Annotated in this window: 19 protein-coding genes; 14 read left to right on the top strand and 5 right to left on the bottom strand. The window is 58.4% G+C overall.

The genetic code is table 11. From position 1 onward, the window contains the following. The first annotated feature begins 56 nt into the window (after positions 1 to 56). Positions 57 to 1,457, top strand: a complete 1,401-nt coding sequence (locus GPL81_RS02595) for an MATE family efflux transporter (RefSeq protein ID WP_160105074.1) — start codon at positions 57 to 59, stop codon at positions 1,455 to 1,457. 120 nt (positions 1,458 to 1,577) lie between these two features. Here GPL81_RS02595 and tusA read toward each other — a convergent pair whose 3' ends face one another. After that, positions 1,578 to 1,829, bottom strand: a complete 252-nt coding sequence (gene tusA, locus GPL81_RS02600; protein WP_160105075.1) for a sulfurtransferase TusA — start codon at positions 1,827 to 1,829, stop codon at positions 1,578 to 1,580. A 192-nt stretch (positions 1,830 to 2,021) separates the two neighbouring features. Beyond that, complete coding sequence (gene rlmM / locus GPL81_RS02605; protein ID WP_160105076.1) at positions 2,022 to 3,095, bottom strand: 23S rRNA (cytidine(2498)-2'-O)-methyltransferase RlmM; 1,074 nt, start codon at positions 3,093 to 3,095, stop codon at positions 2,022 to 2,024. A gap of 221 nt (positions 3,096 to 3,316) precedes the next feature. On the opposite strand from rlmM, the gene acnA reads away from it, so the two are divergent. The 6 genes from acnA (at position 3,317) to GPL81_RS02635 (ending at position 14,267) form a co-directional block, all read left to right on the top strand. Next, on the top strand, positions 3,317 to 6,058 hold the full coding sequence (acnA, locus tag GPL81_RS02610; protein WP_160105077.1) for an aconitate hydratase AcnA: 2,742 nt from the start codon (positions 3,317 to 3,319) through the stop codon (positions 6,056 to 6,058). Between the two features lie 777 nt (positions 6,059 to 6,835). Further along, the gene (locus tag GPL81_RS02615; RefSeq protein WP_160105078.1) at positions 6,836 to 7,630 is read left to right on the top strand and encodes an ABC transporter permease; all 795 of its coding nucleotides are present in this window, start codon (positions 6,836 to 6,838) and stop codon (positions 7,628 to 7,630) included. Between the two features lie 13 nt (positions 7,631 to 7,643). Further along, a complete protein-coding gene (locus tag GPL81_RS02620; RefSeq protein WP_096512668.1) occupies positions 7,644 to 8,297 on the top strand; it encodes an ABC transporter ATP-binding protein in 654 nt (217 codons plus the stop codon). A 48-nt stretch (positions 8,298 to 8,345) separates the two neighbouring features. Next, positions 8,346 to 9,452 carry a KpsE/RkpR family capsule polysaccharide export protein gene (locus GPL81_RS02625; protein ID WP_096512669.1) on the top strand — a complete coding sequence of 369 codons (1,107 nt, stop codon included), beginning with the start codon at positions 8,346 to 8,348 and terminating at the stop codon, positions 9,450 to 9,452. Between the two features lie 40 nt (positions 9,453 to 9,492). Then, a complete protein-coding gene (locus GPL81_RS02630) occupies positions 9,493 to 10,575 on the top strand; it encodes a polysaccharide biosynthesis/export family protein (protein ID WP_160105079.1) in 1,083 nt (360 codons plus the stop codon). Positions 10,576 to 10,793: 218 nt separating this feature from the next. Further along, complete coding sequence (locus GPL81_RS02635) at positions 10,794 to 14,267, top strand: HAD family hydrolase (RefSeq protein WP_160105080.1); 3,474 nt, start codon at positions 10,794 to 10,796, stop codon at positions 14,265 to 14,267. A 281-nt stretch (positions 14,268 to 14,548) separates the two neighbouring features. On the opposite strand, the gene GPL81_RS02640 is transcribed toward GPL81_RS02635, so the two are convergent. Continuing rightward, a complete protein-coding gene (locus tag GPL81_RS02640; RefSeq protein WP_160105081.1) occupies positions 14,549 to 15,241 on the bottom strand; it encodes a hypothetical protein in 693 nt (230 codons plus the stop codon). 259 nt (positions 15,242 to 15,500) lie between these two features. Then, entirely contained in the window at positions 15,501 to 16,436 is a 936-nt protein-coding gene (locus tag GPL81_RS02645) for a KpsF/GutQ family sugar-phosphate isomerase (RefSeq protein WP_160105082.1), read from the bottom strand. A 453-nt stretch (positions 16,437 to 16,889) separates the two neighbouring features. Here GPL81_RS02645 and GPL81_RS02650 point away from each other — a divergent pair, with 453 nt between their 5' ends. The 7 genes from GPL81_RS02650 (at position 16,890) to GPL81_RS02680 (ending at position 25,408) form a co-directional block, all read left to right on the top strand. Further along, positions 16,890 to 18,917: a capsular polysaccharide biosynthesis protein gene (locus tag GPL81_RS02650; protein WP_160105083.1), complete on the top strand. Its 2,028-nt coding sequence runs from the start codon at positions 16,890 to 16,892 to the stop codon at positions 18,915 to 18,917. Continuing rightward, the gene (locus GPL81_RS02655) at positions 18,854 to 20,176 is read left to right on the top strand and encodes a capsule biosynthesis protein (RefSeq protein ID WP_246218874.1); all 1,323 of its coding nucleotides are present in this window, start codon (positions 18,854 to 18,856) and stop codon (positions 20,174 to 20,176) included. The genes GPL81_RS02650 and GPL81_RS02655 overlap by 64 nt, the downstream gene beginning before the upstream one ends. Beyond that, positions 20,173 to 20,949 carry an SDR family NAD(P)-dependent oxidoreductase gene (locus tag GPL81_RS02660; RefSeq protein WP_160105084.1) on the top strand — a complete coding sequence of 259 codons (777 nt, stop codon included), beginning with the start codon at positions 20,173 to 20,175 and terminating at the stop codon, positions 20,947 to 20,949. Before GPL81_RS02655 ends, GPL81_RS02660 begins: the two co-directional genes overlap by 4 nt. After that, a complete protein-coding gene (locus GPL81_RS02665; protein ID WP_246218875.1) occupies positions 20,942 to 22,504 on the top strand; it encodes an LTA synthase family protein in 1,563 nt (520 codons plus the stop codon). Before GPL81_RS02660 ends, GPL81_RS02665 begins: the two co-directional genes overlap by 8 nt. Further along, the gene (locus GPL81_RS02670) at positions 22,497 to 23,108 is read left to right on the top strand and encodes a GNAT family N-acetyltransferase (protein ID WP_160105085.1); all 612 of its coding nucleotides are present in this window, start codon (positions 22,497 to 22,499) and stop codon (positions 23,106 to 23,108) included. Before GPL81_RS02665 ends, GPL81_RS02670 begins: the two co-directional genes overlap by 8 nt. A gap of 11 nt (positions 23,109 to 23,119) precedes the next feature. After that, positions 23,120 to 24,571, top strand: coding sequence for a capsular polysaccharide export protein, LipB/KpsS family (locus GPL81_RS02675; protein WP_160105086.1), 1,452 nt, complete (start codon positions 23,120 to 23,122; stop codon positions 24,569 to 24,571). A 378-nt stretch (positions 24,572 to 24,949) separates the two neighbouring features. Continuing rightward, positions 24,950 to 25,408, top strand: coding sequence for an REP-associated tyrosine transposase (locus GPL81_RS02680; protein ID WP_160105087.1), 459 nt, complete (start codon positions 24,950 to 24,952; stop codon positions 25,406 to 25,408). Positions 25,409 to 25,591: 183 nt separating this feature from the next. On the opposite strand, the gene GPL81_RS02685 is transcribed toward GPL81_RS02680, so the two are convergent. Then, positions 25,592 to 26,941 (bottom strand): aminotransferase class I/II-fold pyridoxal phosphate-dependent enzyme, encoded by a 1,350-nt coding sequence (locus GPL81_RS02685; protein WP_160105088.1) that lies wholly within the window; start codon positions 26,939 to 26,941, stop codon positions 25,592 to 25,594. Between the last annotated feature and the right edge of the window lie 4 nt (positions 26,942 to 26,945).

Below are 26,945 nucleotides of genomic sequence, written 5' to 3' on the forward strand. Positions count from 1 at the left end.
GCGTCAACGCGTAGAATGCGCGGCCTTGCGCATCAAAACTTCTGGACGCTTCGCCTGTGAATTCCGTGACTGACACCATCACCACCCCCCGCACGACCCCGGTTCGCCAGGAACTCAAAGGCCTGCTCGGGCTGGCCCTGCCGATCATGGTCGCGCAACTGGCTACTACGGCCATGGGTTTCGTCGATGCGGTAATGGCTGGCCGTGTCAGCCCACGGGATCTGGCCTCGGTAGCCTTGGGTAACTCGATCTGGATTCCGGTCTATCTGCTGATGTCCGGCGTTCTGCTGGCCACCACACCCAAGGTCGCCCAACGTTTTGGTGCCGCACAACACGACGAAATCGGTCCTCTGGTCCGCCAGGCATTGTGGCTGGCGCTGTGTGTCGGTCTGATCGGCAGCGGCCTGCTGCTCAGCGCCGAACCGATCCTGCACTGGATGAAAGTCGATCCGCAGCTGATCGAACCAAGCATGGGCTATCTGCACGGTATCGCCTTCGGTTTTCCCGGAATTGCTTTCTATTACGTACTGCGTTGCTACAGCGACGGCATGGGACGTACTCGTCCGAGCATGGTCATCGGCCTGTGCGGACTGCTGCTGAACATCCCGCTGAACTATGCGCTGATCTATGGCCATTTCGGCATGCCGGCCCTCGGTGGCGTCGGTTGTGGCTGGGCCAGCGGCATTGTGATGTGGTTCATGGCGTTGAGCATGGCCGGTTGGACAGGCCGGGCGAGTTTCTATGCCCGCACGCGCGTGCTGGGGCGTTTCGACCGCCCGCAATGGTCGGTGATCAAGCGCCTGGTGAGCATCGGTCTGCCGATCGGTATCGCGGTGTTTGCCGAATCGAGCATCTTCGCGGTCATTGCCCTGTTGATCGGCAGCCTCGGCTCCACCGTGGTCGCGGGACACCAGATCGCCCTGAACATCAGCTCACTGTTGTTCATGATTCCTTATTCCCTGGGCATGGCGGTTACGGTTCGGGTTGGCCAGGCACTGGGCGCGGGCAACCCCTGGCAGGCGCGTTTCGCGGCGAAGGTCGGGCTGGGCGCGGCATTGGTGTTCGCCGCGTTTTCGGCAAGCTTTATCCTGCTGTTGCGCGAATCCATTGCTTCGATCTACACGCCCGACACGGCGGTGATCCAGATTGCCTCCATGTTGATTGTCTATGCCGCGTTGTATCAGTTCTCCGATGCCATCCAGGTGATCTGCGCCGGCGCGCTGCGAGGCTATCAAGACACTCGTGTGACGATGATCCTGACGCTGTTCGCCTATTGGGGCATCGGTCTGCCGGTAGGCTATGTGCTGGGGCTGACCGATTGGTTCGGCCCGGCCAGCGGCCCGAGCGGGCTGTGGGAAGGTTTGATCGCAGGCCTGAGTTGCGCAGCGCTGATGCTGTCGATCCGCCTGACGCGCAGTGCACGCAAACGGATTCGCATCAGCCACCCGGTGGGTTGATCCAAAAAAGTCCTGTAGGAGCAAAGCTTGCTCGCGATGGCGTCAGTATATTCACGCTTTGATGCTGACTGATCTGACGCCATCGCGAGCAAGCTTTGCTCCTACAGTTTTCGCGGGACTTTAACCGGATTTCTTGCGAATCCAGTACAGGTAAGTGCCGGCATCTTCATGCTGCCCTACCAGTTCGTGGTCGAGAAATACGCAGAACTTGGGGATGTCACGCCGGGTCGACGGGTCGGTGGCGATCACCTTGAGCAAGCCGCCTGGCACCAGGTCACGGATGTGCTGGTGCAACATCATCACCGGCTCCGGGCAGTTGAGACCGGTGGCGTCTAGGGTGCCGTCAACCGGCGCATCAATCATTTCACTCATGATTCACTCCTGAAACTTGCCGGCATTGTCGCGCATTACCGGGTGCTCGGTCATCTGTGGCACAACGCCTCACCCCTGTAGGAGCTGGCTTGCCAGCGAAAGCCAGCACGCGGTGAATCTGAATAACCGCGGTGCCGATTTCGCCAGCAAGCCGGCTCCTACAGGATTTGTGTTGACCGGCCAATTCATCGATCAGCGGGATTTTGGCTTCTTCACATCGAGTCGGCGAAGGTGGCACGTCACCTCTTCGCGGTCGTGGTACAGCTGCTTGCAGCCGATCTCCACGCGAATGCCCCGCGCCTTGAAGCCATCGGCGATGCGCTCCAGCAGGCGCTTCACTTCGGCATAACGCTGTTTCATCGGCAACTTGAGGTTGACCACCGCTTCGCGGCAATGACCCTCGCCGATCCACTCTTCGAGCATCGCGGCGTTGCGCGCCGGTTTCTCGACGATATCGCAAACCATCCAGTCCACCGGCTGCTTGGGTTTGAAGGTAAAACCGTCGGCCATCAGGTGTTGCACCAGACCGGTGTCCATCAGGCTTTCGGCCATCGGACCGTTATCGATGGCGGTCACCAGCATGCCGCGATTGACCAGTTGCCAGGTCCAGCCACCGGGCGCCGCACCGAGGTCGACGCCGGTCATGTCGCCATGCAGGCGCTCGTCCCACTGGTCACGCGGGATGAAGTGGTGCCAGGCCTCCTCCAGCTTCAGGGTCGAACGGCTGGGCGCCTCGCGGGGGAACTTCAAGCGCGGAATGCCCATTGGCCACATCGCCGAGTTGTTCGACTCCGCCAGCCCCATGAACACTTCACGACCGCTCTTGAACGTCAACAGCAGGCGCGGCTTGTTGGTGTCATCCACCAGTTTGCCGGCAGCGGTCAGTGCCTTGCGCAACGGGCCTTCGAACTTCTTGCAGAAGTTCGACAGTTCCTTGCCGTCGTTGGTGTCGACCACTTCCAGCCACAGACTGCCGCAGGTCGGAAAGTCCGCCAGGTGCGCGAGGATTACGCTGATGCGGTCGGTTTCCGGCAGGTCGATGAAGATTCCCCGGGCCCACTGGCGCGGGAAGATCAACTGATCGAAACGCTGACCGCGCATCAGGCGTTCGGCGCCGTCTTCTTCGGTGCAGACAAATTCGGCGCAGGCGCTGGCGGTCTTGGCCTTGGCATAACCGGCTACGTTCAGCCGTGCGGCGAGGTCGGAAATCTCGGAGCAGACTTCGCCTTCGAAGCCCGGCCGGCAATGCATAAAGAGGGTGTTCATTCTTACTCCTGGACAGATGGCGAGACATTCGCCACTGCGCGATGCCCAGACTTGCGCTGGAGCAAAGCCTGTCACGAAAACCGGCGCATGATAGCTGACTTCGGAACCTCGGACTCAGCGATAGAGTCCTGTTATTAGCCAGCTACCTAAAACAGGGCTAGGTTTAATGCTCTGCCCGTCCCCTCAGTCCGTAGCCGTGTGGACTTATAGGAGTGATCGTAATGCCGTCCCTCGATAGCCTGAAAACTCTGAAAACCCTGCAAGTCGATAACAAGACCTACCATTACTTCAGCCTGCCGGATGCCGCCAAAAGCCTGGGCGACCTGGACAAGCTGCCGATGTCGTTGAAGGTGCTGCTGGAAAACCTGCTGCGCTGGGAAGATGAAAAAACCGTCACCGGCGCCGACCTCAAGGCGATTGCCGCCTGGCTCAAGGAGCGCCGCTCCGATCGCGAAATCCAGTACCGCCCGGCGCGGGTGCTGATGCAAGACTTCACCGGCGTGCCCGCGGTGGTCGACCTGGCCGCCATGCGTGCGGCGATGGCCAAGGCCGGTGGCAACCCGCAACGGATCAACCCACTGTCGCCAGTCGATCTGGTGATCGACCACTCGGTGATGGTCGACAAGTTCGCCAGCAGCAGCGCGTTCGAACAGAACGTCGATATCGAAATGCAACGCAATGGCGAGCGCTACGCATTCCTGCGCTGGGGCCAAAGCGCGTTCGACAACTTCAGCGTGGTACCGCCGGGCACCGGGATCTGCCACCAGGTGAACCTGGAATATCTGGGTCGCACGGTCTGGACCAAGGACGAGGACGGCCGCACTTATGCCTTCCCGGATACGCTGGTGGGCACCGATTCCCACACCACCATGATCAATGGCCTTGGCGTGCTCGGCTGGGGCGTCGGCGGCATCGAGGCTGAAGCGGCGATGCTCGGCCAACCGGTATCGATGCTGATTCCGGAAGTGATCGGTTTCAAGCTCACCGGCAAGCTCAAGGAAGGCATTACCGCCACCGACCTGGTGCTGACCGTCACCCAGATGCTGCGCAAGAAAGGCGTGGTCGGTAAATTCGTCGAGTTCTATGGCGACGGTCTCGCCGACCTGCCGCTGGCGGACCGCGCGACCATTGCCAACATGGCCCCGGAATACGGCGCCACCTGCGGGTTCTTCCCGGTGGACGACGTGACGCTGGAATACCTGCGCCTGTCCGGCCGCCCCCTCGACACCGTAAAACTGGTCGAGGCCTACAGCAAGGCCCAGGGCCTGTGGCGCCTGCCGGGTAAAGAACCGGTCTTCACCGATAGCCTGGCGCTGGACATGGCCAGCGTCGAAGCCAGCCTCGCCGGACCGAAACGCCCGCAGGACCGGGTATCGCTGCCGAATGTCGCGCAAGCGTTCAGCGACTTTCTGGGTGTCCAACTCAAACCCACCAGCAAGGAAGAAGGCCGCCTGGAAAGCGAGGGCGGAGGCGGCGTGGCGGTGGGCAATGCGGATATGGCCGGCGAAGCGGACTACGACTTCGAGGGCCAGACCCACCGCCTGAAAAACGGCGCGGTGGTGATTGCCGCGATCACGTCCTGCACCAACACCTCCAACCCTAGCGTGATGATGGCCGCCGGCCTGGTGGCGAAGAAAGCCGTGGAAAAAGGCCTGCGACGCAAACCCTGGGTAAAAAGCTCGCTGGCCCCCGGCTCGAAAGTGGTCACCGACTACTACAAGGCCGCCGGTCTGACGCGCTACCTGGATGAATTGGGTTTTGCCCTGGTCGGCTATGGCTGCACCACCTGCATCGGCAACTCCGGTCCCTTGCCGGAACCGATCGAAAAAGCCATCCAGCAGGCCGATCTGACCGTGGCCTCGGTGCTGTCCGGCAACCGCAACTTCGAAGGCCGGGTCCACCCCCTGGTGAAAACCAACTGGCTGGCCTCGCCGCCGCTGGTGGTGGCTTATGCACTGGCCGGCACCGTGCGCATCGACCTCAGCCGCGAGCCTTTGGGCGAGGACCAGAATGGCAAGCTGGTTTACCTGCGGGACATCTGGCCGAGTAGCAAGGAGATCGCCGATGCCGTGGAGCAGGTCAACACCGCCATGTTCCACAAGGAATACGCCGAAGTGTTTGCCGGTGACGAACAGTGGCAGGCCATCAAAGTGCCGCAAGCGGCTACCTATGTCTGGCAGGCGGATTCCACCTACATCCAGCACCCGCCATTCTTCGATGACATCGGCGGGCCACCGCCGGTGGTGAAGGACGTGAACGGTGCCCGTGTGTTGGCGCTGCTCGGCGATTCGGTGACCACCGACCACATCTCCCCGGCTGGCAACATCAAGGCTGACAGCCCGGCGGGCCGCTACCTGCGTGAAAAAGGTGTTGAACCGCGAGACTTCAACTCCTACGGCTCGCGACGCGGCAATCATGAAGTGATGATGCGCGGCACCTTTGCCAATATTCGGATACGCAATGAAATGCTTGGCGGCGAAGAAGGTGGCAATACCCTCTACATTCCGACCGGGGAAAAACTGGCGATCTATGACGCGGCCATGCGTTATCAGGCAGCGGGCACACCGCTGGTGGTGATCGCCGGGCAGGAATACGGTACCGGTTCAAGCCGCGACTGGGCGGCCAAAGGCACTAACCTGCTGGGGGTCAAAGCCGTCATCGCGGAAAGTTTCGAGCGGATTCACCGCTCCAACCTGGTGGGCATGGGCGTGCTGCCGCTGCAGTTCAAACTCGATCAAAACCGCAAGAGCCTGAACCTCAAAGGCACCGAATCCCTGGACATCATCGGTCTGACCGGCATCGAACTGACGCCACGGATGAACCTGACCCTGGTCATCACCCGTGAAAACGGCACGCGGGAGAAAGTCGAAGTGCTGTGCCGGATCGACACGCTCAATGAGGTGGAGTACTTCAAGTCGGGAGGGATTTTGCACTACGTGCTGCGGCAGCTGATTGCTTCATGATTGCCCGATGAAAAAACCGGCCCCTTGTAGGAGCTGGCTTGCCAGCGAAGGACCCAACAGCGACACGACAATCGCTGCGGGGCGGCGTTCCGACAAGCCAGCTCCTACAGGCGGTGTTTTTGTAGTCAACACAAGGCGGGGATTCGTATAAAAAACGGGATTGTGCCGAGCGGAATCTCCTACTCGATATCCTCTTTGTTCTTCAGATGTTGGATCCAACCATAAAGCGAAACGACAAGAACCATCAGGGTGAAAAACACCAACAATCCCACGACAATCACGGGCCAAGTAATCACGTCCGTCCTCTGATACAGGATAATCCGCCAGCACGCCATTCAAGCGAATGGCCGGCGCATATCGACAAGGTAACACGCCAAGTTTTACGCACCATGGAACAACGTCACAATTCCTGACTGGCGGCGATATGTGCCTAAATGCCGCACATTGAGGCACGCTCCGCCGAGCTAAAGGGTCGGGCCTGACATACCTGCGCGTCAACGTTAAAAATCATTAAAATTGTCCGCTCCATTCAGGCACTGTTATCGGCAACACCCGATAAACATTGAGGAAATCCGTTTTCCTGACCTGCGCCCATCGCTCCCGAACCGTTACTTTTAGTCAGGCACTGCCAGGGAACCAATCGGCTTGACGATTGTCTCCCCGACCGTTTAACCTCGCGCCCCTCGAATGGAAGCGATCTATCTGCATAGGCAGAAAGTCCTCTGAAAATGAATTCAAACAACGCGTGCATCGCGCCGTTGTGCTTTGCGGTAACCCATGCTCAAGCCTCGCTCCCCCCTGCAAATCAAAAAATCCGTCATTTTTGCCCTGGTGCTGCGTGAAGCGCGTTCGCGTTTCGGCGACCGACGCATGGGCGCCACCTGGACACTGATCGAGCCCATTTGCCATCTGCTGATCCTGAGCGTGCTGTTTGCCTTGATTCGCGGCCGCACCGTGGCAGGCATCGACTTCCCGGTCTTTGTATTGGTCGGCCTGGCGCCCTTCCTGCTGTTTCGCAACATCGCCATGCGCCTGATGAACAGCCCCAAGGAAAACCGTGCGCTGTTTTCCTATAAACAGATCAAGCCCCTCGACACCTATATCGCCCGTGCGCTGGTGGAGTTCTGCATTTCGGCCAGCGTGTACGCCATTCTGGTGTTCGGCTTCGCCTGGTACGGCTTTGACATGTCCATCAAGTCGCCCATCGAGTGGATGCTGACCATCTTGCTGGGGGTCGTGTTCGCCTTTGGCCTGGGCATGCTGTTGTCGCTGATCGCCCATGCCATGCCCAGCAGTACATTGTTCCTGCGGATGATGTTCTTCCCGCTGTATTTCATCTCGGGCGTACTCATCCCCGCCGCCTACCTGCCGCACGCCATGCTGCCGCTGTTGCTGCTCAATCCGTTCCTGCACCTGCTTGAACTGCTCCGTGCCGAAATCTTTCCGCATTACGTTCCGGTCGATGGTGTCTCGGTGCACTACGTGATCGCCTTCACCCTTGTTTTGCTGTTCGTCTCCCTGGGTACTTATCGGGTTCGTCGACTGCATTTGATCTCCACCAAGAACGGCTAATCGCAGGTTTCCCGTGTTCGAGCTCAGAAATATCACCAAGTCGTACCTGACCCCCAAAGGTCGCCGCCACGTGTTTCGCGACCTGTCGCTGAAAATCCCCGCCGGCAAGAACATCGGCCTGATCGGCCGCAACGGCGCAGGCAAATCGACCTTGATGCGCCTGCTGGGCGGCGCTGACATTCCAGACTCCGGCACCGTTGTCACCGACAAGAGCATTTCCTGGCCCGTAGGCCTGGCCGGCGGTTTCCAGGGCACCATGACCGGCCGCGAAAACATCAAGTTCGTCAGCCGGGTGTATGGCGCCGAAGGTGATGCCATGCGCCAGAAGATTGCCTACGTCGAGGACTTCGCCGAAATCGGCGACTGGATCGACGAACCGGTCAAGACCTACTCCTCCGGCATGCGCTCGCGCCTGGCCTTCGGCCTGAGCATGGCCTTCGACTTCGATTACTACCTGATCGACGAAGTGATGTCGGTGGGTGATGCGCACTTCAAGCGCAAGTGCGCCGATGTGTTCGAGGAGCGCCTGAAGAAATCCAGGGTTGTGCTGGTTTCCCACAGCATGCCCGATATCAAAAAGCTCTGTGACGTCGTGCTGCTGGTGCGCGATGGCGGGGTGCAGATCTATGACGATGTCGATGAAGGCATCAAGGCCTACAACACCTGATCGCCCTGACCGCGGCGTGATTGTTTTATTTCAAGGATGCGAGTGCATATGAGCAGTACGGGTAAATTCAAGGGCTGGCGCCTGACGCTGGGGCTGATCGTGCTCCCGATGGTTGTCGCCATCGTCTACTACAGCTTTTTTGCCGTGGACCGTTTTGTCAGTTCCGCGCAAGTGGTCGTACGTCAGGACGGCAACAACCCTGCCGCTCAAATGCCTGGCCTGAGCATGCTGCTCAGCGGTGCCAACCCGGCCTCCCGGGAAGAGACCCTGTACTTGCGTGAATACATCGTGTCGATGGACATGATGCAGTTGCTGGAAGACCGCCTGCACTGGGTCGAGCAGTACAGCAAGCAACGCAATGACCCGTTCTTCTGGCTGGACAAGGACACCGAGCGCGAGGACCTGCTCGAGTACTACCAGCGCATGGTGTCCGCCCACTACGACGAAACCACCGGCCTGCTCAAAGTTGAAGTACAAGCCTTCAGCCCGGAACTGGCCGAGCAAATGGTCAAGACCATTCTTGAGGCCAGCGAGCACTTCGTGAACGAAGTCTCCCACAGCATCGCCCGCGAGCAGATGCGTTTCGCCCAAGGCGAACTGGAAGGCGCAAAGAAGAACTACACCAAGCGCAAGGAAGAGCTGCTGAGCTTCCAGAACCGTAACAAGGTTCTGGACGGTAGAAGCTCGGCCCAGGGCCGCGCCAGCATCATCGACACCCTGGAAGGCGAGCACTCCAAAGAGCGCGCCGTACTCACGCAAATGAGCTACAAGCTTCGCGCTGATTCACCTCAGGTTGCGCAGCAACAGCAACGCGTCAACGCCATTCGTGAACAGCTCAATGCCGAAAAACGCCTGCTGGTGTCTGCACCCGATGGCGACCAGCTCAACGTGGTGGCTTCGCGCTTCCAGCAGCTGACCCTGGACGCCGGCATCGCCGAGGAAACCTACAAGACCGCCGTTGCCGCACTGGACAACGCACGCATTGAAGCCAGCAAGAAGATCCGCACCCTGGTGACCGTGGTCAGCCCTAACACGCCGCAAATGGCCCTCTATCCAGAGCGCCTGTACAACCTGGCAACCCTCTTCCTTGCCCTGCTCCTTCTGTACGGCATCACCCGCTTCCTAATTGCATCGATCGAGGATCATCGTGATTAAATCCATTTCCGGCCTGCCCCTTCGCCCCCTGAACTTGAGCATGCGAAACAGCGCTGTCGCGGGTTTGATGCTGGTGACTTTGACCCTGGCGGGTTGCGGCGGCACCTTGTCTGGTGCAGGCCCGTACAAAGGCGATATCGAAAGCAAAAGCCAGAGCGCGGCGTATGACCTGGTGGACATCAACGCCAACACCATCGCGCCGTTCATGCGCCCAGCCGCCAAGCCGACCAAAGCCAAAATCACCAGCCCCCTGGCGCAAAGCGTGCGCCTGATGGGCGGCGACGTGATCAATGTGCTGATTACCGACAACGCGCCGGAAGGCAGCGGCCTGTTCGCCCCGCTCTCCACGGGCGGCACCCAACTCAAGGTGCGCATCGACGACAAGGGGATGATCTCCCTGCCCTACGTTGGCCATCAGTTCGTCGCCGGCATGACCCTGATCCAGGTCGAAGACATGATCCGCCAGAAGCTCAAGGGCGTGACCACCGACGTGCAGGCGCACGTGGATCTGGTGGGTGATCTGTCGGGTTCGGTGTTGGTCGCCGGCGCAGTGAAAGCCCCAGGGCGATTCTCCACCCTGCAGGGTCCGCTGACCTTGCTGGATGCGGTCAACCAGGCGGGTGGCCCGGTGATGGAGCCGCATTTGGTCAACGTCACGGTACGTAATGGTGCTCAAGCCAGCACCTACAACTACGAAGATATCCTGGCCGGTAACAACTTCGTCCTGAAGCCCAATTCGGAAGTGATCCTGGACCGTGCGCGCCAGCGCTTTGTGGCGATGGGTGCTGTGGGCGAGCCAGGCTTGCACGACCTGCCGGCACAGAACGCCAGTCTGTTGGATGCACTGGGTTCCGTGGGCGGCCTGAAAGAAGCCAATGCAAACCCACAGGGTGTATTCGTGTTCCGGATGGGGGAAGCCACCCCTACTCAAGTGGCCAAACCCATTGTCATGCGTATTGACATGCGTGATCCGGCTGCAATCTTTTACGCCCGCCAAGTCATGCTAAAGCCGGATGACACGATTTATGTCACCAACGCGGCTGTGTACGAGTGGCAAAAAATTATCGGACCCATCGTACAGACCCTTGTACTGGGTCGAGCCGTGGGCGTGAGCCCCAACTAAGCAAGAAAGACAGTAAACACCTACGTGAATGCCGCCATGACCCTGTCATGGCGACAATCCAAATCGATATTTACTTTGAGTTGAGTGTTTGTTGGGCCAGTGAATTTTGTACAGCACTAACAAGTTAAAAGACAGGGATGTCACATACTGGACTTTCTATAAGCTGACTCAAGGATTGCCCCGGCAGGAAACACTCCAGCAGATTTCAAGGAACTTGAATGAACGTCCTTTTCTATCTGGAGCCCGCCATTGAGCTGGGCAATCCTGAATTTCGATACGCTACGCTTCGCAGCTCAATCGTGCCGCAAGTTGCCGCACTGCGTGGTGCCGGTGTAAACGTCCACTGCATCGTCAGCCAGGTCATTGCTGAACGCGCATTGCGTGACGGCCACGTCGCTGCAATCGGCTCGATGTCGACCATCGATCCGCTGGACTGGACCGAAGGCGAAAACACCCTTGAACGTTCGCTCAGGCATCAAGCCAAGGACTACAAGGATGGTGAGCACGCGCGTCTCGGCGAACTGCTTAAGTCCGGCATCCCGGAAGGGTTCGAACCCGACGTCATTATCGTCTGGGAATCCCCTATGTCGTTCCTTGGAGAGATCTTTACCAAGGCGCGCATTGTTTATCAGATGCCGGGGTTTTTCTCCCGCGCGCCATTTGCCAATCTGGTCGCGTTTGACACCGGCCTTCTCGGCGATAGTACCTCTCCAGCAGATCGGTCTGTCAGCCGGGCAGAACTGGAAGCCCTCGAAACCCTGCGTGATCACGAAGCACGGTTCCTGGATTCGATTGCTCCAACGCAAGTGGCAATCAACGACCTTAAACAACGCTTTCGTAGCGTGATCCTGTTGCCATTGCAGATTGATGGCTACTTCATGATCAACTCTGTACTGGGCCGCCGCAGCCAATTCGATGTGCTGGTCGACATCATGGGGCGTATTCCGGCCAACCAGGCCTTGGTAGTGACCAACTACTGGTCAGGCCAGACACGAAGTGCCGTCCTGACAGAGCAAAACATCAGCTACCTGCGCTCGCGCTTTGCGAACTTCGCTTACTTCGAAAACTTCGACAAAATTCCGTCAGTATCGCAGTTGCTGGTTCCTGAGATGGATGGCGTTATCACCATCTCCTCCTCCCTCGGTTATCAGGCAGCATTCTGGCAAAAACCTTTGCTGACACTGGGTGCCAGTCATATCACGCCATTCGCGACGACCAACGACTGGAATGAATTCTTTGCCCAGGTAACGGCGGGAGAGCCGATCGTACGAGATGATCTGATCATTTCAACAATCAGCTCCAAGCACCTTCCGACTCAAATGCTTGAGGAAGATGGCAAAGGCTACGCAGCCTGGCTTCGAAAACTCGTCGCTCGCCCTGCCGGGGATTTCCCACGCTGGACCGATAGCGAGCCTTTGGCCAATACACTATTGAATCTTCGCCGCGAACCCGAATACCTGAAGCAGCTTGGCTATTTCAATCTGGTACGTGAAGAGTCATCAATGGATCACTGCCGGGAGCTGTCGCAGCAGATTCAGCGGTACCCGATTATCTCGTTCGACGTTTTCGATACGCTTTTGTATCGACCATTCAAATCGCCTTCCGACATGTTTGAGTTTATGTCGGATGAAGTCCGCGAGATTTGCAACCTTCCATCCCTGGACTTTCGTGCAGCGCGGCGCGCCGCAGAAAAAGCCGCTTTCGAGGAGGCTATTGCACGTGGCGACGGTGAGACCCGGATCGATGAAATCTATCAGGCATTCGCGGAGCAAACGGGCGTAGGCCAGGAACTGGCGGAGCGTGTTCAGCAGCTCGAAATGCAGATGGAAATGGACATCCTCTATCCAAGGTTGTCGGGCTTCAAGGCATTCAATGAAGCCCGCAGCCTGGGCAAGCGCATCATCATCATTTCCGATATGTACCTGCCCCGCGACTTCCTCGAAGCCATCCTCAAAAAGAATGGCTACGAAGGTTATGAGCGCTTTTACGTTTCGTCCGAAGCGCGCGTCAAGAAACACAACGGCCGGCTATTCGATCACGTCCTCGAAGACATGAAGGTCGATCCGAAAACGATTCTCCATGTAGGGGACAACGTTGCCGCCGACGTCGTAAAAGCCAAAGAACGCAATATCAAACCGTTCCACCTGGTCAAGGCGTCGGAAGTCTTTGCAGAGTGCGACAGCTTCAAGACGCCCTGGTCCCGCGATGAAGAGCGCCACTCCCTCGACTGGAAGATGATGCTCGCTGTCGCGGGCAATCGATTCCATGACAACCCTTATTTGCCACATCGGCGCGGAACCCTGTTCTGTGGCGATCCTTGGCGCCTGGGCTACTACGGCCAAGGCCCAATGCTCCTGGGCTATACCAAGTGGTTGATGGAAAAAGCCATTCGCGACGGTGTGAAACGTCTGTACTTCCTGTCTCGCGACGGCTTGATCATGAAGGAAGCATACGACCGCATCGCCCAGAACTACCCTGAGGCGCCAAGCAGCCATTACCTGCTCTGCTCGCGCAGGGCCGTAAATCTGGCCAAGGTGCGCGACGAACACGGCGTAATGGATCTGCTGCAAGTGGACTATGCACGCACGACCATCCAGCACCTGCTTTCGTCTCGTTTTGGTGTTTATCCAGCCAATGTCCCGGCCGAGATCCTCTCAAAACACGATCTGACCCTCGAGACGATCGTCACCAATAAACATCAGGAAATGCTCAAGCCGTTTTTCCTTGATCTGCTTCCGCTCATCGTTGACGCGGCCAGCAAAGAGCGGGCGAATTACCTTGAATATCTGGAAGGAACAGGTCTGCTTGATGACGGTAAGGTTGCCCTGGTTGACATCGGGTATGCCGGTACCATGCAGGAATCCCTGTATCTGCTGACTGATCGCAAGAAGTTGTTTGGCGGTTACTATTTGATGACCTTCCGCCAGGCACTCAAGCGCGTCGATGCTTACGGTATGCCGATCAGAGGTTACCTGGGCGAGTTCGTGGACCGTCACGACACCCACCATCCGTTCTGCCGAAATGTCCCACTCTACGAAACATTGTTCAGTAGCGTGGACACCTCCTTTGTCCGCATGGACCGTGACTGGAATGGCCGCCTCACCCCGATTTTCATGGAGCGCTTCGCAGCCGAGGCAAAACGTGAAGAGGTCGTGCATCGTATCCATAAGGGGGCACTGAGCTTTATTGAAGAAACAGCGCGCATCTTTGGCAGTCGCTTGAAAAATCTGGATATCGAGCCCGTCAAATCGCTACGCGTGCTCGAGAGATTTTTCAGTGATCCGCATCCGGTGGATGCACAGATGTTTGCCGGCCTTGTTTTTGAAGATGCCTATGGCGGCGCAGGCTTGAAGATAGTTCTTCCTGAAGAAAACAATCTAGAAGCCAACTGCGTGTGGAAAGTCGGCGCAAACGCCTTAAAGGCTCAGCAACCAAACGCCGCTTCCGCACAAACTATTCAAATTAAATTGGCACCCGAAAAAACCAAAACAGGACCCGTTGTTGCATCCATGCATGACGGCAAGAAAAACAACTACCTGGAGCAACGCTTTATTCACTGGTTAGTAAAAAAGACATCGAATGAAAAGAAAGTAAAGAAATTTGAACTTACCCCGGAACGTTTTTTTGCTGACTCGAAGTCTGCGCACGTAAGACTACTTGGAAGTATTTACATGCGAAGAGCCAAAAACTAACCACAATAGCAAAGCTTGCCCTGAGGCTGACGCTAAAGGGCAAGCTGGCTTAGCCAGCGCAAGCAATAAGCACAGAAAAAACCTGCGATAAAATTTAGGGTTTACACTCAACCGAAAGCTTGCATCCGCTAAAGTTGTCTTACTTCAACCAACAAGAAGTTAAGAGTCGAAGTGAAACACCAGCAACGATAACAATCAGGGATTCTACCGAAGCGAACCTGAACAAATCGTCCGAGTTCGCTTGCTAGAAACACTAAAACCCCAGCTTCATGAATGACACGCTATACCACAGGTGCAATGTCTCGAAACTCTGCCAATGCCAAAGTAAGATCTTGAGCAGCCCTTTGGTCATCTTGGCGCAAGATATGCAGCACTTTGCTGAGACGATCAGTAGCAGCTACAACATCAATCGTCTGATGTTGAACGCGAGGAAGTGGCACTACTTCAATATTAGCGACAGCTCTGATTGCCCCTAGATGAAACATATCAGCGGCGAACCCCGGATCACAAACAACCAAGGCGCCATCGATGCACTCTCCAGGACGAATTTCCATCCCGGCATGTAGCTCTGCATTAAAAAACTCAATATAACGCCGATCCACTACACCCAGCATATCCGGATCAATACTTGCTTGCGGGCTGAATGCCAGCACGTGCTTTGCTTGTAATTTAACGGAAAATTTTAGAGCTGCATAACCGCCCATACTAAAGCCATAGCAAATAACCTCCTTGTACCGGGCTAATACAGGGCGAATCACCTCAAATATTTTTTCGAAATCTGAAACCGGATACCAATGCGGATGTTTTGGAACCAATCCAATACAAGCTATACCTAACTTCTCAGTTGCTGCCTGCCCCCAAAATGTACGCCGGCCGGGTTTCCCCATGTGGCCGAAAGTGATCATTAGATAATCAGATGTGCCCGGTTGAAAAAAGGCGCACGTGTGATCTGTCTCGATCAATAATTCGGTCATACTTCCCCTCAGGTTGCCGGTGGTTGTCCCGGCTATTACTCAATTTTTTATTAGGCTATGCAGAATCAACCTCTGACCGCCGTTTATTCAGCATTTAGCAGGCGCTGAAGACGCATTAGTTCTTCGGCTGAAATCAAAAAAAGTTTAGATACTCCCGCCCCTGCACAACGACGACAATGATTTACCTTTGAGACAGATAGGCATGAAAACAATCTAATAAGGGGAATGGCTATCCAGTCGAGTCACAAGACCAACCGTCTCAGTCAAAAATCTCCACAACCCCCACCACCTCATCCCCACCATCCGCTGTCACCGGCAACGCCCGAATTTTGTGCTCCAGCATATAAGCTTCAGCCTCGGACAACTGCGCAGAGGCTTTAACCGTGTGCGGGTTCGGTGTCAGGAAAGTCGCCACGTTTTCGTTCACGACACCTGGATTGCCCAGCAGTGCGCGACGCAGGTCACCGTCGGTGACGATGCCGATCAACTTGTCTTGCTCCATCACCAAGGCGAGGCCCAGGCGGCTGGAGGTCATGACCAGCAGGCAGTCGTGGAATGAGGTGTCGCGGGTGACTTTGGGGATGTTGGTGTGCATGACGTCGCTCACGCGGGTCAGCAGTTTGCGGCCGAGGCTGCCGCCGGGGTGGTAGCGGGCGAAGTCCATCGGTTTGAAATCGAGGGCGCTGATCAGGGCAACGGCGAGTGCGTCGCCCATGGCCATGGTCGCCAGGGTCGAGGTGGTGGGGGCCAGGTTGTTCGGGCACACCTCGCGCTCTACCGAGATGTCGAGCCAGATGTCGGCGTGTTTGGCCAGGGTGGATTGGCCGTTGCCGGTCATGGCGATGATCTTGTTGCCGAAGGATTTCAGGCTCGGGATCAGCTTGATCACTTCTTCCGTTTCGCCGCTGTAGGAAATCAGGATCAGGACGTCAATCGGCTTGAGCATGCCGAGGTCGCCGTGGAAGGCTTCGGCCGGGTGCAGGAACAGGCTCGGAGTGCCGGTGGAAGCGAAGGTGGCGACCATTTTCTGGCCGATCAAACCGGACTTGCCCATGCCGCATACCGCCGCACGGCCTTTGCAACCGAGGATCAGTTCGACGGCGCGCTGGAATTCGCCATCCAGGCGTTCTGCAAGTTGACTGATGGCTTGTGCCTGGGCGCACAGCGCTTCTTTGGCGATGGGAAGGTGATTCATGGGGACGTTATCGTTCCTTGATTTTGGGGGCGCGTATGTTAGCGGCTCATTGCCAGCGAGGGAATGTTGATATCGCGGACGCGGCAAGCTGGAGCCGCTGCGTGAGTTTATGGGCGCGATTGCGTTGATGTCTGTCGGCGACTGTTACGCCCTCTTCGCTGGCAAGCCAGCTCCTACAATGTGCGAGGCCCTTCCTTGATTCGGCTTGATAGTCAAGCGCCTTGAGCGGCTCGCCATGACCGCTCATCGGACAAGTCACTTTCCTACAACTGTCAAGTTTAAAAAAATCACATTTTTTGTGAAAAAGTTGTTAGAAAAGGGGCGTTTTGGTGAATGGCAGTTGGCCATTTGTATTATCATTTGCGCCACATTTGATTGAGCATTTTCTTCAGGCACGCACTGATTCGTGACTGACAAGAGAGTGCGCTCGTTTATGGATATCCGCTGTTTTTTATGGACAATGCCGCTACACGTCGCTCTTTGCTGATTTTGTCTAAAGGTGCGCAACAAATCCCCACCCTTTGCGCCTTGCTGCCCGAGTATCGGCTGCTGCGTGGAACGGTGCGCGACATTGCCCAGGCCGATGAAGTCCTCGCGTGGGGACGCAAACCCAGCGCATTGCGCGCTCAAGCCGTAGCTCGAGAGGCTGGCTTGCCGCTGCTCACCGTCGAAGACGGCTTTTTGCGCTCGGTAGGTCTGGGCGTCGAAGACCCACCACTGTCATTGATCGTCGATCCGCTGGGCATCTACTACGACGCCACCGCCCCTTCTCGCCTGGAACAACTGATTGCCGAACCGCTGACAGACGCGCAGATGCTGCGCGCCCGCGCGTTACAGGCGAGCTGGTGCGAGGAGCGTGTGTCCAAATACAACGGCGCCCGCATTGAAACCTGCGTATTGCCGCAGCCCTGCGTGCTGGTGGCCGATCAGACCCGCGGCGATGCGTCGTTGCAGGGCGCTACTGTCGCTGATTTCCAGCGCATGCTTGAAGCCGCACTGGCCCGGCATCCGCAGTGCACGGTGGTGGTGAAGGTTCACCCGGACGTGGTGGCCGGGCGCAAGCAAGGTCACTTTGACCTGGCGGCGCTGCGCAAACAGCCACGAGTTCATCTGATCAGCGAAAACGTTCACCCGGCCGAGCTGCTGCCTGCCGTTCAGGCTGTGTACGTGATGACCTCGCAACTGGGCTTCGATGCCTTGTTGTGGGGCGTACCGGTGCATACCTTTGGCATGCCGTTCTATGCCGGTTGGGGTTTGACCACCGATGCCCTGCCCGCCCCTGCGCGGCGCCACCCCGTCAGCCTTGAACAATTGTTGCATGCCGCGTTGGTGGAGTACCCGCGTTACGTCGATCCGGAAACGGGGGCGCCCTGTCAGCCGGAGACCGTTTTGGCGTGGCTTGGTTTGCAACGGCGGATGCGCAGTCGGCTGCCGAAAGACTTGCGGATGGTCGGCTTCAGCAAATGGAAACAGCCATTAGTGCTGGATTTTTTCAACGGTTCGTCCATTCGTTTCCAGGGACGTTTTTCCCGTCAGCGCGCCTCAACTGCGGTCATCACTTGGGGGTGTCAGCACGACACGCCATTGACCCAAAAAGCTGGCAAGCACCTCGGCCGCGTCGAAGACGGCTTCCTGCGCTCCGTCGGCCTGGGCGCGAAGAAAACCCGTCCGCTGTCCTGGGTGTTCGACGACCTCGGCATTTACTACGACGCGACCCGTCCGTCGCGCCTGGAACACCTCTTGCAGAACGAACCGTGCAACCCGGGCTTGTTGCAGCGGGCAGCGGCGCTGCGTGAAGCGATCTGTGCCGCCGGTGTCACCAAATACAACTTGCCTGGCACCTCGTGGAAACGTCCCGCCGGTGTCGAGAAAGTGATTCTGGTACCGGGCCAGGTCGAGTCCGACGCCTCGATTCGTTATGGCGCGTACCGGATCCGGCGCAATCTCGATTTGCTCAAGGCAGTGCGCGAGCGCCATCCGTTGGCGTGGCTGTTGTACAAGCCGCACCCCGAAGTACTGGCGGGCACCCGTAAGGCGGGCGAAAACGAAGAACGCACCAGCGACTGGTGCAACCAAGTGGTCGGCGATGTGCCTTTCCACGAACTGTTGTCCGAGGTCGATGAGGTGCATGTACTGACCTCGCAATCAGGCTTTGAAGCCTTGTTGCGCGGTGTGCCGGTCACCACCTACGGCCAGCCGTTCTATGCCGGTTGGGGACTGACCCGCGATCAGGGCATGAGCCCTGAAGTCCAGGCACGTCGTACGCGACGCCTGAGCCTGGACGAACTGGTGGCCGCGACCCTGATCCGCTACCCGACCTATGTCAGCCGCATTACCCGAAAATTCACCACCCCCGAACGCACATTAGTAGAGATCCAGAACTGGGATGAAGTACGCACACAAGGAAGAACTACAACATGGCGAGAGATGATTCAGCGTTTGTTCCTGACCGCATTGAAACCGCGCATGAGAAACTCGTAGTTCCTGTCGAGCGCCCCCAACGTCCGGTATCGGTAAAACCGCGCAACTCATTCCTGTTTCTGCAGGGCGTCAGTTCGCCGTTTTTCGCACGCCTGATCCAGGCACTGCGGGCCGAGGGACAGTGGGTCAAGTCGGTCAACTTCAACATGGGTGACATCCTGTACGGTAGCGGTGCGCGAGTGTTTTATTCGGCGCGCCCCGAGCAGTTGATGGACTTTTATAGCCAGTGCTTCAGGGCCGACCACATTACCGACGTGGTGCTGTTCGGTGACTGCCGTCCCGTGCATCAGCCGGCAGTGGAACTGGCCAGGTCGCTGGGCATTCGCGTGCACGTGTTCGAAGAAGGTTATTTTCGCCCCTACTGGATCACGCTTGAGCGCAATGGCGTGAACAATCACTCGCTGCTGCCCCGTGATCCGGAATGGTATCGGGAAGTGGGCAAGTACATCCCGCGTTATCAGAATGGCAATCCGTTCCACCTGTCCTTTGCCTCCCGGGCCCTTCACGACGTGATGTATCACATCGGTAGTGCACTGAATAAAGTGGTATTCCCGCACTACAAAACCCACGCGCCCTTCAACGCTGCGGTGGAGTACGCCGGCTACATTCGCCAGGGTATTCGCCTGGCCCGCGCCCAAGGCCGCGATTCGGAGGTGATCAGTCAAGTGGCGCGCAATCGCCATCGCACCTTCCTGTTGCCACTGCAACTGGACAGCGATGCGCAGATCCGCGATCACTCGCCGTTCAAGCACATGAAGGATGTGCTCAAGCATGTAATGGGTTCGTTCGCCCGCCATGCCGGCAGTGATACGCGTCTGGTGGTCAAGAATCATCCCCTGACCCCGGGCATCGTCAACTACCACCGGATCACTCTGCGCATTGCTCACAAACTCGGCATCGCCGATCGCGTGGACTTCCTCGAAAGCGGCCACTTGCCGACACTGCTGTCCCACGTCGCGGGTGTGATCACGGTCAACAGCACTGTGGGCGGTTCATCGCTGATGCACAACGTGCCCACCATCGCCCTCAGCGACCCGATCTATAACCTCAAGGGACTGACCCATCAGGGCGGCCTCGACGATTTCTGGCACACGCCGGAACCGCCTGACACCACGCTGTTCCAGCGCTTTCGCAGCACCGTGATTCACACCACCCAGGTCAATGGCGGCTTCTATACGCGCTGCGGTATCGACATGGCCGTGAACAACTCGCTGGAAGTGTTGATGGCCAAAACCTCCAGGATTGAACGCTACCTATGACGCTGCAAAAAACACCACGTTGCATCCTGATCACCGGTGCCACCGGTGGCATCGGTGGTGCACTGGCGCCTGCCTACGCGGCGCCAGGCGTCACCCTGATCCTGCAAGGCCGACGCACCGAGCGCCTGGAAGAAATGGCCGGGCAGTGTCGTGCCGCCGGTGCGCGGGTCATCCTCCATGCGCTCGACGTTCAGGATCTGGTGGCGGTGCGCGAATGGATCACCCGCATCAGCGAAACCGAGCAGCCGGACCTGATCATCGTCGGTGCCGGCGTCAATACGGCCACCGGGCCGAACGCGGAAGATGAAGTCTGGGAACAGTCCCAGGCGTTGATCGAAGTGAACGTGATGGCGGCCATCGCGACCGTGCAGGCGGCCCTGCCGGCCATGCGCGCGCGCAAACATGGTCAGATCGCACTATTCAGCTCCCTCGCCGGTTGGCGCGGACTGCCCGTCACCCCCAGCTACAGCGCCAGCAAAGCGGCGATGAAGGCTTACGGCGAAGCCATGCGCGATCTGGTCGCTGCTGACGGCGTGCGGATCAACGTGATCATGCCGGGTTATGTCGAATCGAAAATGTGCTTTGAAATGCCTGGGCCGAAACCGCTGCTGTGGAACCCGGACAAGGCCGCGCAGCGGATACGCCGTGGCCTTGCAGCCAACCAGCCACGCATCAGCTTCCCCTTCCCCCTGAACCTCGGATGCTGGGCCTTGAGTGTCATTCCCCCGCGGATGTCGTCTGTAATTTTGCGATGGCTGGACTACAGTGCCTGATTTTCTGAACAGTTCTTTCTGCTGGGTCATGACTGGCGGTTTTCTTCTCTCCTGCATCATCGAAGCGATGCTGATCCCAAGGCCGGTCTTGCGCCGCCCGCTGCGCAGCTGGCTGCTGCATGCCGGTGCATGGCTGTTCTCGGTTGCCCTGCTGTATGGCATGACTGGGCGCCCGTATTTCAGTGCCGTGAATGTGCTGGCCCTGTGGCTGTTGATCGTGCTGGTGAGCAATTCGAAGTACCACTCGTTGCGCGAACCCTTTGTCTGCGCCGACTTTGAATACTTCAGTGATGCGGTGCGTTTTCCGCGCCTGTACCTGCCCTTCTTCGGCATTGGCAAAACCATTGTGCTGGCATTGGCGTTTGTCGCCTATCTGGCCGGCGGACTGTATTTCGAGGCCAGCGCCAGCGATGCGTTATCCACCGCTGCCATGGCGTTGGTCGGTGCCTCGCTATTGTTGGTCATCGGCGCGATGAAAGCGCTGCAACCCACTTACGACGCCAGCCTGGATTTGCGCCGCTGGGGAATGGCCGCCAGTTTGTGGACCTACTTTTGCGCAGCCCGGCGCAAGGTGTCCCTCGACACACTGCATTCGCCTTTTGCGAACAATGCGCACGCAATGGCTCACCCTTGCGACATCGCCCTGCCCGACCTGGTCTCGGTGCAGAGCGAATCGTTTTTCGATATTCGAAGATTGTGGCCCGGCATCCGCGAGCAGGTACTGAGTCAGTACGATGTGCTGCGCAACGAAGCCAAGGTCCATGGTCGCCTGAAAGTCGCGGCCTGGGGCGCGAATACCGTGCGCACCGAGTTCGCCTTCCTGACCGGGATTGCTGGTGACAGGCTGGGGGTTCATCGCTTCAATCCGTACCGCCACCTGGCTCGCCAGGGGCTGCCCAGCATCGCCGCCGAGATGAAACGCCGGGGTTATCGCACCGTGTGTGTTCACCCTTACGCGGGGAGTTTCTACGGCCGTGATCGCGTGCTGCCGGCACTGGGCTTCGATGAATTCATCGACGTGCGCAGCTTCAATGACGGGCAAAAAGCCGGACCGTTCATTGGCGATTGTGCCGTGGCAGACAAGATCATCGAGTTGCTCGACGACAGCGCCCGCACCCAGCCCTTGTACATCCACGCCGTGACCATGGAAAACCATGGGCCGCTGCACCTGGAGCAGGTTGAAGCGACAGAGCTGCCAAATTGGTTCGATCGCCCATTGCTGGATGGCATGCGTGACCTGGCGCCTTATCTGCGCCACCTGAGCAATGCCGACCGGATGCTCGGAAAGTTGCGCGAGTACCTGTTGGCCAGCCCGACCTCGACCGGGCTGTGTTTCTTTGGCGACCACGTGCCGATTCTCCCGGATGTGTATGCCGCACTGGGCGCACCCGATGGCGATACCGATTACTTCATCTGGTCCAATCAGGCGCGCTCCTCCAATGCCCCCCGGACAATGGCGGTGGAACAGTTGGCGAAGGCCTTCGTCGAGCAGTCGGTTAACACCCGGTCATCCATCAGGAAAGCGAACCGGGCCCAGACCGCTACTCATGAATGACATCGACACCGTCCCTTTGCAGATCGCCCTCGGCTCCCACTTGCCGGAGCCTGATGAATCGATCGCGCGGATGATCACTTCGGGTCGCAGCTCCCTGGCCTTCTTGCTTGGTGATGAGGCCTGCCGCTACCGACTGCTGGCCGAGTCGATCAACTGGGACCGGGTGCTGATCGCCTACCGCGATCGCACCCCCCTTGGCTATGCCGCGTTCAAGCATCATCGGCGCGGGCCTTTCTCGCCCGGCGCCGGGCCTTTTCTGCGCGAGTTCGGCCGGTTGCGGGGCGCACTGCGCTACCTGCTGTTTGCAATTATCGAAGGGCGGGAGTGGTACTACGGCTTTTATCTCTATGGATTGCACGTGCTCAAGCACGCCCGTCATCAGGGCATTGCCCGTTCGCTGATGGCAGCGATCTTTGACCAGGCCCGGCAAGCCGGCCATGACCGGGTTGCGCTGGAGGTCCATGTGAAGAATCAACGGGCCCGACGGCTCTATGAGCAACTGGGCTTTACCCGGGTCCGGGCCACGCCAGTGAATTGGCTGGGCCGCCTTCTGCCCTTCCCCGCGGTGATCAACATGCGCCGCTCGCTGACATCCCAACCATGAGCCTTGAAGAGATGAGTCGATCAGTCCCCCTTGATTCACTGGTGGAAGGCCCCGGCTGGGTGGGCATCATGTCGCAATGGGTGATGTGGAAAGTCTTTCATCTGGGCGAGTTTCTCGACCCTGAAGGCCCACCACACTGGTTGTGGCGGCGTGGTCATCAACGGCCCGAAGGGCTGAAGGCGATTTCCGGGATCGGCTACAAGCGTTCGTCCGACCATGCACGGGTGTTGTGCAAACGCTGGGGCATTCCCTATGTGGCGCTGGAGGATGGTTTTCTGCGCTCCTCGTCGCTGGGAGTGGAAGGCGATACCCCGATGTCGATGGTGGTTGATCCCATCGGCATCCACTACCTGGCCGATCGACCGTCGTTGCTGGAAAACATCCTGCAAACCCCGCACACCCTGACCGCTGCGGAGCTGGCAACCGCCCGGTCGTTGATTGCCCTGATGCGCAGCAGCGGCATCGGCAAATACAACAACGCCCCGGACTTGAGCAAGGACGACGCCCTGGGCCGTGACAAGCCGCTGATCCTGGTGGTGGACCAGACCTACGGCGACTTTTCCATTCCTGGCGGCGGGCTTTGTGAAGCGGACTTCATCCGCATGCTCGATGCAGCGTTGGCGGAAAACCCCAGCGCGGACGTACGAGTGCGGATTCACCCCGACTGCCTTAATGGCCACAAGAAAAGCTGCCTGCTCGACGCTGCCCTTGCACGGGGTGTGGCGCTGGAGAACCGCCATGTGTCCTGGGCCTCCCTGGCGCGCCGGGCGCAACGGGTGTATGTCGGTACCAGCCAGGCCGGGCTCGAAGCCTTGATTCAGGGCGTACCGGTGACGTGTTTCGGGCTGCCGTTCTACGCGGGTTGGGGGCTGACCGACGATCGCTTGCCGATCCCGCGGCGTCAGGCCCGGCCAACGCTGGAGCAACTGGTCGCTGCCGCCTACATTCGCTATTGCCGCTATGTAGACCCCTTGACCGACCAACGCTGCGATGTGATGACCGTGGCCCGACAACTGGCCCGGCAGAAACAGCAGGACAGCCAGTTTGCAGGCCCGTTGACCGTGCTTGGCGTGCCGCGGCGCCGGCAACCGGCAGTCCGTCGCTTGCTCGATAGCCGTTGGGGCCAAGTGAAGTTCACCCGCCATAGTGCTGACCTGATGACAGCAGTGGCGGGCGAAAACGGCAAGGTATTGGTGTGGAGCGACCATGAACCACATGATCTGTCGTCACGTGCCGCCGCACAGGGTGTACCGCTGTGGCGCATCAGCCCGGGCAACGCAACAGCCAGCTTGACCCTCAAGCGCAATGACGACGATGAACAACAACTGCAGCACGTCCGTGGCATGCCCTGCAGCCAGGAACAGGCGCAGGAGCACCACACACAACCTCGCCCGGTCCTGCTCGACAGCTGCCCGCGCTATCGGCAAGTGCGCCGCTATCTCAAGGGCATGCTCTCTCTTTAACACCCTGCTGGAACCGGCTTGCCGGCGAAGGCGTCTCCATTGGCGCCGCATGACTCAAGGCCGCCTTCGCTGGCGAGCCAGCTCCTACAAAAAAACTGCGTACACACGATGATGTTGTGGACGACACCCAAGCTGTAGGAGCCGGCTTGCTGGCGAAGGCGTCTCCATTGGCGCCGCATGACTCACGGCCGCCTTCGCTGGCGAGCCAGCTCCTACACAACCACGTGCACACGATGATGTCGTGGACGACACCCAAACTGTAGGAGCCGGCTTGCCGGCGAAGGCTGCGGTCAGTACACATCAGGACCCAAACTTTACGACGTCAAATCATCTGCGCACTAGCCTTACCTTTCTCCACCTTTATAGGAGGGCAAAGGATTGCCCACTCGCTCCCACGCTAATCAACTGCGCGCCGGCCGGTATTCCCAGTCCGGACAAATTTACCTGCTCACTGCCGTGACCCACCTGCGTGAACCGGTATTCCGCGATTGGCGAGCGGGACGTTTGGTGGTGGATCAATTTCGTCTGGCCAAATCAGAAGGACGGGCAGACTCGCTGGCCTGGGTGGTAATGCCCGACCACTTTCACTGGCTGGTCGAACTCCAGAACAGCACACTGCCCAGGTTGATGCTTACAACCAAGTCTTGCAGCGCGAGAGAGATCAATGCCTACCTGGGTCGCTCAGGCCAATTTTGGCAAAAAGGTTTCCACGATCGCGCCATTCGCCGTGAAGAAAATCTGTTAGCCGTGGCCCGCTACATCATTGCCAACCCGTTGCGCGCAGGTCTGGTCAAACGCGTTCATGACTATTCGCTGTGGGATGCCATATGGCTATAGAGGCCAGCTTGCCAGCGAAGGCGTTTTCGAGGGTGTCGCACGATCCGAGGCCGTCTTCGCTGGCAAGCCAGCTCCTACAAAAAACGTTCACACCCACATGTTACGCACGCCATCAATCCTGTAGGAGCCGGCTTGCCGGCGAAGGCGTTTTCGAATATTGCACCGCTCTTTCGGCTGCCCGACTTATAGCTTTTGCAGTTCCTGCGCAACAATGGCGACGGTTTCGGCGATTTGTTCCGGGGTGTGCAGGCACGACACGAAAAAGCGCACACGCGCCGATTTCTCGGGGACCGCCGGATGCAAGATGGGTTGGGCATTGATGCCGCGACGGGACAATGCGCTGGACAATTGGGTCGCCTTGAGTGAGCTGCCGGTGATGACCGGAACAACCGCCAGGCCGGTGCTGGTGCCGGTGTCCAGGCCCGCTTCCCGGGCAAGTTCCAGGAACTGCCTGCCACGCGCCTGCAGGGTGGCGACGCGTTCGCCATCTTCTGGCAGGCATCGCAACGCGGCCAAAGCTGCCGCCGTCACCGATGGCGGCATGCCGACACTGTAGAGAAAGCCCGGCGCCAGGAATTTGAGGTGCTCCACCAGTGCAGACTCGCCGGCGATGTAACCGCCGCAACTGGCCAGGCTTTTGCTCAAGGTGCCCATCCAGATATCTACGTCACTGCCGGCCAGACCGAAATGTTCGCGAATGCCCTTGCCGGTCTGTCCCATGACGCCCAGCGAATGCGCTTCATCGACCATCAGCAACACCTGATGTTTTTTCCTGAGTTCGACGAAGCGTGGCAAATCCGGGAAATCGCCATCCATGCTGTAAATGCCTTCGAGCACCACCAACACCCGCTCGAAATGCTGACGCTGATCACTCAGTACCCGGTCAACCGCCTCCCAGTCGTTATGGGCAAAACTGAGGCGCCGGGCGCCGGACAACTGAATACCCTGGAGAACACTGTTATGAATCAGTTCGTCATGCAGGATCAAATCCCGCGGACCGAACAGATAACCGATGGTGGTCACGTTCGTCGCATGACCGCTGACGAATGTAATAGCGTCGTCCACCTCGTAGAGCCGGGCCAGTTCCTGCTCCAGCTCACGATGGATCGGCCGGTCGCCCGACACCGGGCGGCTAGCCGAAACCGAGGTCCCAAAACGATCGATGGCCGCCTTGGCAGCTTCGACGACAACCGGGTGTCCTGAGTAGCCCAGGTAGTTGTAGCTCGCGAAGTTCACGTAGAGGCTACCGCCCATGACGGTTTCGGCCCCGGCCAGGCCGTCGTGCTGCTTGAAGAACGGATTGACCAGGCCAAATCGCGCGGCACCGTCGAGCATGATGCGCAAATGCTGATAGCCAGGGTGCTGGTCAAATCGGCAAAACTGCCCGAAGTCCTCGCGCCGGTTACCTTTGATGCTTTCCAGCGAGGGGCCTGGAGCGCCATCGCCGTTTTTGCGCATGCGCCGTTCCAGGGCTTGCTGGATCAGCTTGTCCTTCATCGAAGTGGCAAGCCCGGACGTGGTTCTATTGGTCATGGTT

It is taken from the genome of Pseudomonas izuensis, assembly GCF_009861505.1.
GTDB classification, from domain to species: domain Bacteria; phylum Pseudomonadota; class Gammaproteobacteria; order Pseudomonadales; family Pseudomonadaceae; genus Aquipseudomonas; species Aquipseudomonas izuensis.

Coding starts and splice junctions, on each gene's coding strand:
- GPL81_RS02635 (WP_160105080.1), top strand. CDS start 10,794: ATGAACGTCCTTTTCTATCTGGAGCCCGCCATTGAGCTGGGCAATCCT.
- GPL81_RS02650 (WP_160105083.1), top strand. CDS start 16,890: ATGGACAATGCCGCTACACGTCGCTCTTTGCTGATTTTGTCTAAAGGT.
- GPL81_RS02685 (WP_160105088.1), bottom strand. CDS start 26,941: ATGACCAATAGAACCACGTCCGGGCTTGCCACTTCGATGAAGGACAAG.
- GPL81_RS02675 (WP_160105086.1), top strand. CDS start 23,120: ATGAGTCGATCAGTCCCCCTTGATTCACTGGTGGAAGGCCCCGGCTGG.
- acnA (WP_160105077.1), top strand. CDS start 3,317: ATGCCGTCCCTCGATAGCCTGAAAACTCTGAAAACCCTGCAAGTCGAT.
- tusA (WP_160105075.1), bottom strand. CDS start 1,829: ATGAGTGAAATGATTGATGCGCCGGTTGACGGCACCCTAGACGCCACC.
- GPL81_RS02645 (WP_160105082.1), bottom strand. CDS start 16,436: ATGAATCACCTTCCCATCGCCAAAGAAGCGCTGTGCGCCCAGGCACAA.
- GPL81_RS02670 (WP_160105085.1), top strand. CDS start 22,497: ATGAATGACATCGACACCGTCCCTTTGCAGATCGCCCTCGGCTCCCAC.
- rlmM (WP_160105076.1), bottom strand. CDS start 3,095: ATGAACACCCTCTTTATGCATTGCCGGCCGGGCTTCGAAGGCGAAGTC.
- GPL81_RS02630 (WP_160105079.1), top strand. CDS start 9,493: ATGCGAAACAGCGCTGTCGCGGGTTTGATGCTGGTGACTTTGACCCTG.
- GPL81_RS02615 (WP_160105078.1), top strand. CDS start 6,836: ATGCTCAAGCCTCGCTCCCCCCTGCAAATCAAAAAATCCGTCATTTTT.
- GPL81_RS02640 (WP_160105081.1), bottom strand. CDS start 15,241: ATGACCGAATTATTGATCGAGACAGATCACACGTGCGCCTTTTTTCAA.
- GPL81_RS02625 (WP_096512669.1), top strand. CDS start 8,346: ATGAGCAGTACGGGTAAATTCAAGGGCTGGCGCCTGACGCTGGGGCTG.
- GPL81_RS02655 (WP_246218874.1), top strand. CDS start 18,854: ATGGCGAGAGATGATTCAGCGTTTGTTCCTGACCGCATTGAAACCGCG.
- GPL81_RS02660 (WP_160105084.1), top strand. CDS start 20,173: ATGACGCTGCAAAAAACACCACGTTGCATCCTGATCACCGGTGCCACC.